This window comes from Lentzea terrae, from assembly GCF_003265345.1.
GTDB classification, from domain to species: Bacteria; Actinomycetota; Actinomycetes; order Mycobacteriales; family Pseudonocardiaceae; genus Lentzea; species Lentzea terrae.
The window spans coordinates 46880-58889 of record NZ_QFWW01000022.1 but is presented as its reverse complement, the minus strand read 5'-3'; the positions used below and the strand labels follow the sequence as shown (position 1 = coordinate 58889).

Below are 12010 nucleotides of genomic sequence, written 5' to 3'. Positions count from 1 at the left end.
CCCGTATATCCGGCGCCGAATATACGGGTAGGGTGGACGGCATGACAACGGTGATCACCGGGGGAAGCCGGGGTATCGGTGCCGCGACCGCGCGCAGGCTCGTGCGCGACGGGCACCGGGTCGTGATCAGCTACCGCCAGGCCGTCGACGAGGCGCGCGCACTCGAGAAAGAGCTCGGTGTCGTCGCCGTGCAGGCCGACACGGCGGACGAGCACGATGTGGCGCGCCTGTTCGACGAGGCGGGCGACGACATCACCGGCGTGGTGAACAACGCCGGCATCACCTCGCCGTCCGGTCCGCTGGCCGAGTTGCGGACCGAGGACCTGCGGCGCGTGGTGGACGTGAACGTGATGGGCGCGTTCTTCGTGGCCCGCGAGGCCGCCCGGCGGATGACGCGCGGGGCGATCGTGAACGTGTCGTCGGGGGCGGCGACGCTGGGCAGTCCCGGCGAGTACGTGCACTACGCCGCGACGAAGGCCGCGGTGGACGCGTTGACGATCGGGCTGGGCAAGGAGCTCGCGCCACGCGGGATCCGGGTGAACTGCGTGCAGCCGGGCACCATCCGCACCGACATCCACCAGCTGTCGGGCCAGCCCGATCGCCCGGACCGGGTGGCGGGCCGGGTGCCGATGGGCAGGCCGGGTGAGGCCGACGAGATCGCGAACGCCATCGCGTGGCTGCTGTCGGAGGAGTCCTCGTACATGACGGGCGCGATCATGCGGGTCACCGGCGGCACGTGAGTTGGCGATGGACGGCGCCGGACGCGCAGCTGCGGACTTTCGCCTCTGCGGCCGCCCGCCGCGCTGCCCCTAAGCTTCTCCGTCATGTCCGCGCCCACGCTCACCGACTTCGTGCTCGCCAACACGACCCTGACGCCGGTGCCGCTGGTGCCCGAAGTGGTGCTGCACAGCGCGGTCGAGGCGATGGACCTGTGGGAGCTGACCGACCACGACCAGCCGCCGTTCTGGGCGTTCCCGTGGGCGGGCGGTCAGGCGCTGGCGAGGCATCTGCTCGACCATCCCGGCCTGGTGCGCGACCGGAAGGTCTTCGACCTGGCGTCGGGTTCGGGCCTGGTGGCGATCGCGGCGGCGCTGGCGGGCGCGGACTCGGTGACGGCCAACGACATCGACCCGCTGTCGCTGGCCGCGGTGGAGCTCAACGCGGCGGTGAACGGGGTCGCGGTCCGCGCGTTGCCCGGCGATCAACTCGACAGCGACGCGCACGGCGCCGACGTCGTGCTGGCCGGTGATGTCTTCTACGACGCGGACATCACCGCGCTGGTGCTGCCGTTCCTGACCCGCGCCGCGGCACGGGGCGCGCTGGTGCTGCTCGGCGACCCGGATCGTGCGCACCTGCCGCGCGACCGGTTCCGCGCGCAGGCCCGGTACGACGTGCCGGTGCCGCTCACGCTGGAGAGCACGGAGACCCGCAGCGCGACGGTGTGGCGGGCTTAGTTCGTGACCAGGCAGAACGGGTGCCCGGCCGGGTCGGCGTAGACGCGGAACAGCACGAGCGGCTCGGACTCATCACCACGTCGTAGAGCTCACCATGACACCTGTTTCTACCCGATGGAGATGGCCTCCAGCTTGGCCTTGAGGTAGTCGCCGCCGCCGACCTCGGGGTAGCGGCCGTCGAGCGACACGATCCGCGCGTCGGTGTCGGTGTTGTAGAAGAAGATCAGCGACACCAGGTCCTCGTCGGGCGCCGAGGCGTCCGGCGGCAGCACGCGGTGCGGGGTGGAGCGCCACCGGTCCGACACCCAGCGGGCCATCAGGTCACCGATGTTCACGGTGAAGGCGGCGGGGTCGAACGGCGCGTCCTCCCACACCCCGTCGACGCTGCGGACCTGCAGGCCGCCGACGCCGTGCTGGCGGTCCAGGATCGTCACGGTGCCGAAGTCGGTGTGCTCGCCGATGCGGAACTGGCCCGGCGCCGCGGGCCCGACCTGACGAAGCGGCGGGTAGTGGTTGACGTTCATGTTGTACGAGGGCTTGCGCGTGTGGCGGGTGAACAGGTCCTCTGGCTCGCCGAGCGCTGCCGCGAAGATCGTCAGCAGCTCGTCGGCCAGGGCCCGCATCCGCCGCAGGTAGTCCGTCACGACCGGTTCGAGCTCGGGCACCTCGGTCGGGAAGACGTTGGGGCGGAAGAAGAACGGGTCGTCGCCGGCGGGGTCGTCCGAGCCGAACGTCAGCGTCTCCTTCAGGTCCGGTGGCGCCATCGCGCCGTCGGACCGGCCGGTCGCCTGCTCGTCGGGTGGCAGCCAGCCGCGGCCGCCGGTGCGGACGGCATAGAGCTGCTTCTCCTCGGTGGACAGGGCGAAGAACTGCCGCGTCAGCTCGCGGGTGCGGTGGCGCAGCTCGTCCGGGACGCCGTGCCCGGTGATCAGCAGGAACCCCGACTCCCGCAACGCCGCGTCGACGCGCGCCGCGACCTCGGCACGCGCCGTGCCGTCGAACCACCCGGTCAAGTCCACCAGCGGAACACCCATCCTGCCGTCCTACCGGGACTGCGAGGTGCGCGCCAGTGATCGAGCTCAGCCGTTCCACCGGGGGCGCCCGTCACGAGCGCCCCCGGTCGCAGCCCTACATCTTCGCGAAGAACACCTTCAGGTCACCGGCCAGCAGCTCCGGCGCGTCGTGCCCGGAGTAGTGGCCGCCGGTCTCGAACTCCGACCAGTGCACCAGGTTCTGGTGGTCGCGCTCGGCGAAGCGGCGGATGGTCTGGAAGTCGTCCGGGAAGATCGCCACCCCGATCGGCACCGTCGTCGGCTCGGTGGGCGCGTCCTCGCGGTGGGCGTCCTCGTAGTACAGCCGCGCCGAGGAACCGGCGGTGCGGGTGAACCAGTAGATCGACACGTTGGCCAGCAGGAAGTCCTTGGTGACGGCCGGTTCACCCATCAGCTGCATCGTCCAGGCGAGCTGCCCGACGGGGGAGTCGGCGAGCGCGAACGCGACGTTCTGCGGCCGCGCCTGCTGCAGCTTCGCGTACCCGGACATGCTCTCCCAGAAGTTCTGCAGCACCCCGAGCCGCCGGTAGTCGTCCTCGGTCAGCCCCTCCATCTCCGCCGGGTCACCCGAGGGGAACGAGAAGATCTGCGTGACGTGCACGCCCACCACGTGCTCCGGGTCGGCCCGCCCGACCTCGGGCGCGATCACGGCCCCGGCGTCGTTGCCGTGCACCCCGTAGCGCTCGTAACCCAGCCGCCCCATCAGCTGCGCGAACGCCTTCGCGACCCGCCCGGAGTGCCAGCCGGTCCCGGTCGTCGGCCCGGAGAACCCGAAGCCGGGGATCGAGGGGATCACCAGGTGGAAGTCGTCACGGAGGTGCTCGATGACATCCACGAACTCCATGATCGACCCCGGCCAGCCGTGGATCATCAGCAGCGGCAACGCGTCCGGGCTCGTGCTCCTGACGTGCAGGAAGTGCACGTTCGTGCCGTCGATCTCGGTGATGAACTGCGGGAACGCGTTGAGCCTTCGCTCGACCGCCCGCCAGTCGAAGTCCTCGGCCCAGTACCGGGCCATCTCCTGGACGTCCGCGACGTCGTCGCCGTACGTCGACCCCGCGCCCGGCACCTGGTCGGTCCACCGCGTCCGCGCCAGCCGGAGCTTCAGCTCGTCGACGTCCGCGTCGTCGATGGCGATGTGGAATTCCCTGATCTCCGTCATAACCCCGAGGTTATTGCCCATTGTGGACACCTCCTGTCCTAAAGTCTGCGTCCATGTTGGAAACTTCGGCGCGGCTGCTGCGCCTGCTCGCCCTGCTGCAGTCCCGCCGCGACTGGCAAGGCAGCGAACTGGCCGACGAGCTCCAGATCAGCCCGCGCACCGTCCGCCGCGACATCGACCGGCTGCGCGAACTCGGCTACCCGGTCAACGCCACCACCGGCAGCTTCGGCGGCTACCGCCTCGGCGCCGGAGCCGAACTGCCCCCACTGCTGCTCGACGACAACGAGGCAGTCGCCGTCGCCGCCGCCCTGCGCACCAACGCCGTCACGGGCCTGGAAGAGGTGTCCCTGCGCGCCCTGCTCAAGCTCGAACAGGTGCTCCCGTCCAGGCTGCGCCACCGCGTCTCAGCCCTGCAGCACGTCGAGTCCGTCCCCAGAGACTCGGCCGCCCCCGCAGTCGACGCGGAACTGCTCTCCGCACTGGCCTTGGTCTGCCGCGACAGCGAGACCATCCGCTTCGACTACAGCGCCCACGATGGCACGCCGTCGCGCCGCCGTGTGCAACCGCACCGCCTGGTCAACTGGGGCCGCCGCTGGTACCTGGTCGCCTGGGACGACGACAAACAAGACTGGCGCAGCTTCCGCGTCGACCGCATCACCCAGCCCGTACCACCCCACGGCCCCCGCTTCACCCCACGCGAGTTCGACGCCACCACCTACGTCGCATCCCGGGTGACCTCAGCCGCCTGGCGCTTCCAAGCCCGCGTCCTCGTCCACGCCCCAGCCGACGCCGTCGCTTCTCGCATCAACGCCGCCATCGGCACCGTCGAAGCCGTCGACGCTGCGTCCTGCGTCCTCGTGACCGGCGCCGACTCCGTCGAAACTCTGGCCGTGTGGATCGGCATGCTCGGCTACGACTTCGAGGTCACCTCGCCGCCAGAACTGGTGGCACACGTTCGCACCCTTGCGGCCCGCTACGCCCGCGCCGTACAAGACTGAGCATGGCCATCACCGGACGGGACATCGAGCACCTGCTCTACACCGACACCCCGGACCCGATCCTGGTGGTCCACAACGGCTCAACCGAGATCGTCGCGGCCGCCAACCTCGGCGGCTACACGGGCGCTGTCGTGGTGTGCTCGCGCACGGAGATCTTGCGGCGGGTGGGGGAGCGCGACCTCAGCGAGCAAGACCTGGACGGCCTTGCCGCGGCGCTGGTGGCAGCAGTTCAACACCCAGATCAGCAGCCGCGGCCTTGGCCCGCCTGAGCAGGTCCGGCCGGCCCGCGGCCACCCTGTGCACGTCGTGCATGCGCAGGTAGGCGGTCAGGTCGAAGTAGGGCCGGCCGTCCGGAAACCGGAAACCCTGCTCGTGCAACCGCAACTGCGCGTCCAAGACATCAGCACGCGGACCGCCGAGGTGCGGGCCGAACTTCTCCATGATCGCCACGTCGTCGCCTTCTCGCCCGATCCGCTCGCAGAGCTGCTGCACGAACAGCGGGTGTGGCGTGGGAATGCCGTCGAGCCGAACCAGCGCGGGCAGGCAATTGTCCACCGGCGTCGCCGCCAGTTCGATCAGCGCGGCCGCCAACTCGATGCCGTGCACGGCAGCGAGCGGCGTCACCGCGTCCCGCAACGTCACGGCGACGTCGTCCAGCGTCACGTACGGCTCGGCCATCAGCACCCAGCTCGGTTCGGCATCCCCGGTCCCGACCCGCAGGCTGACGGCGAAATGGCGATCGCGATCCCGTTCGACCCAGAAGCCGCGCACGACACTCGCCCACTCACCCGAGGACAGGCGGGACTTCCAGAACAAGGCCTCCCGCTGCCAGTCCTCGACACTCACCTTCAGGTCGGGCGCGTAGACCTTGTCGCGCAACACCAGCGCCAACGCGACGAGGTTCAGCGAATACGTCGCGTCCCTCGCCGAGTCGGTCATCACGTTGGGCTCGTAAACCCCACGCGACAGCCGCCGCTCGTTGCGAGCCCCGAACAACCTCACCACGAGGTCGAACAACTCCTCGCGATCTGCGGCCCTCGCGAACTCCTGCAGGAACTCCAGCACCGGCTTGCTCGTGGTCAGCGCCGTGAACGACAGCACCGAGTACAGCTCCGTGTCGTCCACAGTGGACTTGCGGCGCGACCGGGCAGCGTCCTCACGCCGCAAGTCGTCAAGGCGGTCCCACACGAACCGCGCCACCAGGTACTCGCCGAAGGTGGCGTGCAGAAACTCGTAGGTGCGGAGCTTCGTCCTGTCCTCGCGTACCGCCTCCGTCTTCTGCACGAAGAAGAACCGCCCCAGCACCGTCTCGCCGGCTGACAAGGGCGTACGCGTCCCCACCCGCCGATCAGGCGACTCGACACCGAGCAGCTGCGCCAGATCGGACGTCACCTCGTGCTCGGCGACCCACTGGGCGCCACGGTTGAACATCGCGAGCCCGACCACTGACAACCGCTCGAGCTCGAACTCGACGTCCGCACCGTCGCTTTTGGCCACCTCACGCCGAGCGAACCGGTCGAGCAGCCGCTCGTACAACTGCCCCTTGCTCATGCTGAGGTGATCACGCTGGAACGAGCTGTCCACCGCGTCGTACAACGCCAGCATCAGCAACAACAACGGCTGCGAGGCAAGATCCCGGTACTGCAGCACGGTCTCGACGGGCAGGGGAGCGTTGACCGCGTTCCACACGTCCAGCCACGCCTGGATCTGCTCGTCGGAGAACGGCAGCAGCCGCACCACGTGCGTGCCCTCCGGCAACTCCAGACCAGCGCAGACGCTGAGCCGGCTCGTCACGACGAACACAGCCGGCCTACCCATGTCCTGGAGCTTCTGCTGGAACTCGGCGATCACCGTGAGGTAGCGCGTCTGACTCACACCGGTGGCCTGCAACAGCTCGTCGAACCCGTCCAGCATCACCACAGGCAACGCCCCGCTGGTGTTCCGCGAGAACTCCGCCCAGCTCACCGGCTCGTGCAGCAATTCGTGAAGGCCGTGCTCGATCTGCCGCTTCAGATCGGCGTCCGCAGGAGTGCTACGCAGCTCGACCCGCACGACAGCGAAGTCCGACGCGGGCAGGCGTGCCGCCAGCATCTCGGTCAGCACCGACTTGCCCGACCCCGGATCACCCAGCACCAACAGTGGAGCCGACAACGCCTCCGGCGACGTCAGGTACCCCACCAGGTAGGCGTGCAGATCGTCACGGACGTCCACCTCGTCCCACCACGACTGCAGCGACGGAGCCGCTGCGCGCTCCGTGCCGATCACCACCTGGAACCGCGGGTCGACGTAAGCCTCGGCCAGGGTCGGGATCCGGACCCCGTCCGGCACCTCGGTCGACTTCACCAACGGCCGTCGCAACGCACCCCGGTACGCGCCAGCCAACTCGGTGAGCCGCACGTCAGGGGTCAGGTCGGTCGTGGTCTCCCGCAGCGTCTCCTCCAGCCGCGCCAACGCAGACCGCGTCGCACGCGCGTCATGCACCGAACACCAGAACCGGATCTCCGGGTACTCGGCCGCGAGCTGACCGAGCAGCTCCTCGTACCGCTCGACGGCCCGCGCCGGCACAGTGCGCCCGAGCGCGTATTTCACGCGGTCGCGCTGGGTCTCGTCGAGGTCGTCCCAGGACGCCAGGCTGTTCAGCACGTCGAACAGTGCGACGCCGAGGGTGTAATACAGCCTCTCGATGCCGGCGAGGTTCTCCTCGTACAGGCGGCCAACCGAGGGCAACGGCAGGTCGAGGTCCCATGGATTGAACCGCGCGACCAGATCGCGATCCTGCGGCGGCACGCTCACCCGGCCCTGCTGCTCCTCGAACGCCTCGAAGAACGCGGTCATCACCAGCACGGCGTGCGCGGCGTGCAGCTGTTGCGTGCGGGTGTAGCGGCTGACGTTGCGGCGCCTGGCGGAGACCTTGGAGATCAGCTCGTTGCTGAGCCTGATGAAGTCCGGCTTCGCGTCGAACAGGTCCAGCACCTGCCACAGTCCCAACGAGCCCGCGAGCAGCGCGCCGCCCAGCAGCTTGTCCATGGCGGCGACGACCGGGTGGTCTCTGCCGCCGAGGATCTTCACGGCCTCGTTGTAGCTGTAGGTCTTTCGCACCCGAAGTGTCTACCTGACCGATGGGCTGTTCAGCCGGAGAACAACACCAAAAGACCAATCGCGATCAACACGACCGGCAGGGCGATGTGGCCCCACCTGGCCAGGGCACGGGCGACCATCTGACGTGACGCCAGGAACCAGCCCGCCAGGCACCACACGCCGACCAGGACCAGGAACACCGCCACGTAGATCCACAAGGAGTCGGCGACGGTGAAGACCGGGACGTAGACACCGATGTTGTCGCCGCCGTTCGCCAGCGTCACGCCCGCCACAGCGAGGACGCCAGGGGCCGCGTCCGGCTCGTCATCGTCGTCGTTGCCGCGCCAGAGCGACCAGGCGGCTTTGAGGCCCAGAGCCAGGGGGATCAGGCCCAGCCACGGGCGAAACTGCTCGGGCAGCAGTGAGGCGCCCAGCGCGCCGACGACCGCGATGGCGAGGATGCCCGCGAAGCCCAGGTACTGGCCTGCGACGACCTGCCAGACCGACCGGGCCCGTGCGAAGAACAGCGCGAGGAGCACCAGGTCGTCGACGTTCGTCACCGCGAACATGCCCGCCGCCTGGCCGAGCACCCCAAGATCCACGGCCGCATTCTGCACGACGAAGAAGCGGATACAGCATCCGGATATGTGCTAGCGTCGAAGTAAGTGGATTGGCTATCCGGATTGGGGTTGTGATGGCACGCAGGGCAGTGGTCACCGCGGGGACCGGAGGCATCGGGCTGGAGACAGCCCTGGGACTCGCCAAAGCCGGGTACGCGGTCACCGTCGTCGGACGGAACGCCGAACGTGGCGCGTGGGCCGTCGAGAGGATCAACGCCGGGGGAGGGGAGCCCGCCCGGTTCCTGCAGGCCGACCTCGCCTCGCTCGACGAAGTGCGGACGTTGAGCGAGCGGATCGAAGGCGAGTTGGCAGTGCTGGTCAACAACGTCGGCGCGATGTTCGAGGACCGGACCGAGCTGGACGGGGTTGAGGGGTCGTTGGTGGTCAACCACCTGTCGCCGTACCTGCTGACCGAGTTGCTGCTGCCGGCGTTGCAGAGCGGTGCGCCCAGCCGGGTGGTCAATGTGACGACCGGCGCGGTGGCGCTGGCCAAGAAGGTGTTCGACGAGGTCGAGCCGCCCGGCGGCTACTACGGCTTCCACTGGTACGGGCGCGCCAAGCTCGCGAACCTCGCCTACACGCTCGACCTCGCCACAAGGCTGGCGGGGAGCGGCGTGGCGGTGTTCGCAGCGGATCCCGGGGGAGCGGCCACCGACATGACCGACGGCACCATGCGCAATCCCAAGATCGTGTCGCCCGGCCTGCGGCTGCTGTGGCCGTTGGTGCGCCGCAAGTTCGAACGCTCGACCTCCGGACCGGCCTCGGAGGCGGCACGCTCGTCGATCATCGCCGCCACCGACGAGAGCCTGCGCACGGGCCTGCTGATCGGGGCACACGGGCAGCCGGTCACGCCCATCAAGGCAGCAACAGACCCGCGCGTCATCGCGGCCGTGCGCAGGCTCACCGAGCGGCACGCACCGGTTCCGGATGGGATATCCAATTAGGCTGGAGGCATGACGCCGCTGCGCAAGGACGCCGCCCGCAACTGGGACCGGATCCTCACCGTCGCCAGAGAACTCGTCGACGAAGGCACACCGCTGCAGCTCAACGACGTCGCCCGCCGCGCAGGACTCGGCGTCGGCACGGTCTACCGGCACTTCCCGACCACCGAAGCACTGCTCGAAACCGTCGCCACACCCTGCCTCGAAGCACTCGTCAACCACGGCGACGAAGCACTCCAGGACGACAACGCCTGGCACGCCCTCTCCGAGTACCTCAAACGCATCGTCGAAGCAGAGGTCAGCGACCCCGCACTCGCCAAGGTCGTCGCCACCGCCCACGACACCCTGCCGCGCACCACCGAGCTCAAGAAGCAGATCGTCACCACCGGCACCGAACTGCTCGCCCGCGCCCGCGCCAACGGAGCAGTACGAGCCGACCTCGCCGACAGCGACCTCGTCCCACTCATGTGCGGCGTCGCCTACGCCACCTACGTCCACAGCAACACCCCGGCCGACCGGCTCCCCACCGCCCGCCGCTACCTCGAAACCCTGCTCAGAGGCCTAAGCGCGTGACGGCGGACCAGCCGCCACGAACGCCCGCAACTCGTCGAGTCCCGCAGCACCGCCGTCGGTGAACATCCACGTCACACCCGCGTCCTCGTACTCCTTCACCTCCTCAGGCAACGCGCCCCCACCCCAGATCGCCACATCACCATCCGCCGGACCACCCGACGCCACGAACGCCGCCTTCATCGCAGCCGCCTCATCGGGGGAGAGCACCACCAGCTCGTAGTCCACGAACGTCGCCGGCACCACACCAGCCCCGTGCTCCGCCGCACGGAACGGAATCGACCGCGGCCAGTTACCGCCGATCCACAACGGCACGTCCACCCGCGCGAACCGCACACCCGACGCCTGGAACAACGCGCCCTGATGCTCAACCGGCTCGCCCGATAACAAAGCACGCAACAACGACACGCCCTCCGACAGCGCCTCCGCACGAGAAACCCGCTCACCGAACGGCACGAAGTCGTCCGGCACCCCGGCACCGACCCCCAGCACCAGCCGCCCACCCGACAACCGCTGCAACGTCGACGCCTCCGCCGCCACCTTCCACGGCCGCCGACGCCCCAACGACGTCACCATCGGCCCCAGCCGAATCGACGACGTCCGCGCCGCCACCGCACCCAACGTCACCCAGACATCAGCCAGCACCGGCTCACCCGGCCGAACCACGTGATCCCACAGGAAGAAGCCGTCCCACCCCGCCTCCTCCGCAGCGACGGCGAGCGACACCAACACCGACGGGTCCCCGAGCGACGAACCGAAGTTCGGAACATAGATCCCATAGCGCATGCCCCGAGTGTGGCAAGCGCCCCCGACAAGATCGTTCTAACGCGGCGGACCAGCGGAAATGTACGACCGCAGCTCCGAAAGCGACGCCTTCCACCCGTCCAGCAACAACCACGTCGCCCCGGCATCCGCATACTCCGACACCGCCGAAGCCGACGGCCGCGCACCGCCACCCCAAATCGCCAGATCACCATCAGCAGGCCCACCAGCCGCCACGAACTCGGCCTTCATCCGCGCCGCCTGCTCAGCAGACGCCACCGCGAACCCACCAGACCCGTCCTGAATGATCGGGAACAACCCCGACGCGTGCGCCGCCGCCAAGAACGGCACCTTCCGCGGCCAGATCCCCGACGTCCACACCGGCACCTCCACCGGCGCGAACCGCACACCCGACACGTCGAACACCGACCCGTGATGCTCAACCGCCTCACCCGACAACAACTTCCGCACCACCTCCACACCCTCGGTCATCCGCGCCGCCCGCGACCGCGCATCCGCGGCCTCACCGAACGACGTGAAGTCCCGCGGCACCCCCATGCCCACCCCGAGCACCAACCGCCCACCCGACAACCGCTGCAACGTCGACGCCTCGAGCGCCAGCTTCCACGGCCGGCGCCGGGGGACAGGCGTGATCATCGGCCCCAACGTGATCGACGACGTCCGCGCCGCCACCGCACCCAACGTCACCCACGGATCAGCCACCAACGGCTGCGCCACCACGTGATCCCACATGAAAAAGCCGTCCCACCCGGCCGCCTCCGCCTCAACCGCCAGCGAACACAACACCTCGGGATCGCCGTACGTGTCGCCATGACAAGGGACGTAGATCGCAAAACGCATGCGGGGGAGTCTGCCTCACCGCCACGCACCCGTCGCACCGTCGAGCTGCTCCCGCACGATGTCCGCATGCCCCGCGTGCCGAGCCGTCTCGGTCACCATGTGCACCAACACGTTGAACAACATCACGTCAGGACGCGGCCACCACGGCACATGACCGGGGGAGTCCACCGCGAGCGCATCGATCGTCGCGTCAGAATGCGCCCACACGCGCCGATAACGACCAACAATGTCCTCACAGGACTCATCAGCGGTCGCATGCATGCTCTCGCCACGCGCAGCCAAGTCGTCCCACCGCGGCAACGGCTCCGGACACGGCCGCCCGAACACCTCACCGAAGTAGCGCGACTCCGACAACGCCAGATGCTTCACCAACCCCAGCAGGTTCGTGCCACTCGGGACGAGCGGACGCCGGATCTCGGCCTCGGACAGGCCTTCCAGCTTCCACAGCATCACGTCACGCAACTCGCGCAGATCGCTGTGCAGGTACTCCTTGGCGAACTCATCGATCATGA

General features: G+C 68.9%; 13 protein-coding genes. 6 read left to right on the top strand and 7 right to left on the bottom strand.

Features of this window, described 5'->3' with window-relative positions; genetic code table 11:
* Nucleotides 1-41: 41 nt before the first annotated feature.
* Together DI276_RS27175 and DI276_RS27170 are read left to right on the top strand one after the other, a co-directional pair.
* Nucleotides 42-740, top strand: a complete 699-nt coding sequence (locus DI276_RS27175; RefSeq protein ID WP_112268565.1) for an SDR family NAD(P)-dependent oxidoreductase — start codon at nucleotides 42-44, stop codon at nucleotides 738-740.
* Between the two features lie 84 nt (nucleotides 741-824).
* A complete protein-coding gene (locus tag DI276_RS27170) occupies nucleotides 825-1454 on the top strand; it encodes a class I SAM-dependent methyltransferase (protein ID WP_112268387.1) in 630 nt (209 codons plus the stop codon).
* A gap of 107 nt (nucleotides 1455-1561) precedes the next feature.
* Here DI276_RS27170 and DI276_RS27165 read toward each other — a convergent pair whose 3' ends face one another.
* On the bottom strand, nucleotides 1562-2488 hold the full coding sequence (locus tag DI276_RS27165; RefSeq protein ID WP_112268385.1) for an isopenicillin N synthase family dioxygenase: 927 nt from the start codon (nucleotides 2486-2488) through the stop codon (nucleotides 1562-1564).
* 94 nt (nucleotides 2489-2582) lie between these two features.
* Nucleotides 2583-3668: an epoxide hydrolase family protein gene (locus DI276_RS27160; protein ID WP_112268383.1), complete on the bottom strand. Its 1086-nt coding sequence runs from the start codon at nucleotides 3666-3668 to the stop codon at nucleotides 2583-2585.
* Between the two features lie 53 nt (nucleotides 3669-3721).
* Here DI276_RS27160 and DI276_RS27155 point away from each other — a divergent pair, with 53 nt between their 5' ends.
* Nucleotides 3722-4666, top strand: a complete 945-nt coding sequence (locus tag DI276_RS27155) for a helix-turn-helix transcriptional regulator (RefSeq protein WP_112268381.1) — start codon at nucleotides 3722-3724, stop codon at nucleotides 4664-4666.
* Between the two features lie 2 nt (nucleotides 4667-4668).
* Nucleotides 4669-4935 carry a hypothetical protein gene (locus DI276_RS50250; protein ID WP_157984972.1) on the top strand — a complete coding sequence of 89 codons (267 nt, stop codon included), beginning with the start codon at nucleotides 4669-4671 and terminating at the stop codon, nucleotides 4933-4935.
* On the opposite strand, the gene DI276_RS27150 is transcribed toward DI276_RS50250, so the two are convergent.
* Entirely contained in the window at nucleotides 4847-7765 is a 2919-nt protein-coding gene (locus DI276_RS27150) for an NACHT domain-containing protein (RefSeq protein WP_112268379.1), read from the bottom strand. The genes DI276_RS50250 and DI276_RS27150 overlap by 89 nt on opposite strands.
* Before the next feature lie 29 nt (nucleotides 7766-7794).
* On the bottom strand, nucleotides 7795-8346 hold the full coding sequence (locus tag DI276_RS27145; protein WP_112268377.1) for a cadmium resistance transporter: 552 nt from the start codon (nucleotides 8344-8346) through the stop codon (nucleotides 7795-7797).
* A gap of 92 nt (nucleotides 8347-8438) precedes the next feature.
* Here DI276_RS27145 and DI276_RS27140 point away from each other — a divergent pair, with 92 nt between their 5' ends.
* Together DI276_RS27140 and DI276_RS27135 are read left to right on the top strand one after the other, a co-directional pair.
* Nucleotides 8439-9308 (top strand): SDR family NAD(P)-dependent oxidoreductase, encoded by an 870-nt coding sequence (locus tag DI276_RS27140; protein WP_112268374.1) that lies wholly within the window; start codon nucleotides 8439-8441, stop codon nucleotides 9306-9308.
* A gap of 9 nt (nucleotides 9309-9317) precedes the next feature.
* Nucleotides 9318-9878 carry a TetR/AcrR family transcriptional regulator gene (locus DI276_RS27135; protein ID WP_112268371.1) on the top strand — a complete coding sequence of 187 codons (561 nt, stop codon included), beginning with the start codon at nucleotides 9318-9320 and terminating at the stop codon, nucleotides 9876-9878.
* Here DI276_RS27135 and DI276_RS27130 read toward each other — a convergent pair.
* The 3 genes from DI276_RS27130 to DI276_RS27120 are packed head-to-tail and all read right to left on the bottom strand — an operon-like array spanning nucleotide 9867 to nucleotide 12008.
* Nucleotides 9867-10661 (bottom strand): LLM class flavin-dependent oxidoreductase, encoded by a 795-nt coding sequence (locus tag DI276_RS27130; protein ID WP_112268369.1) that lies wholly within the window; start codon nucleotides 10659-10661, stop codon nucleotides 9867-9869. The two genes, DI276_RS27135 and DI276_RS27130, sit on opposite strands and share 12 nt — an antisense overlap.
* A 36-nt stretch (nucleotides 10662-10697) precedes the next feature.
* A complete protein-coding gene (locus tag DI276_RS27125; RefSeq protein ID WP_112268367.1) occupies nucleotides 10698-11498 on the bottom strand; it encodes an LLM class flavin-dependent oxidoreductase in 801 nt (266 codons plus the stop codon).
* A gap of 15 nt (nucleotides 11499-11513) precedes the next feature.
* Nucleotides 11514-12008, bottom strand: a complete 495-nt coding sequence (locus DI276_RS27120) for a DinB family protein (protein WP_112268365.1) — start codon at nucleotides 12006-12008, stop codon at nucleotides 11514-11516.
* Nucleotides 12009-12010: the final 2 nt, after the last annotated feature.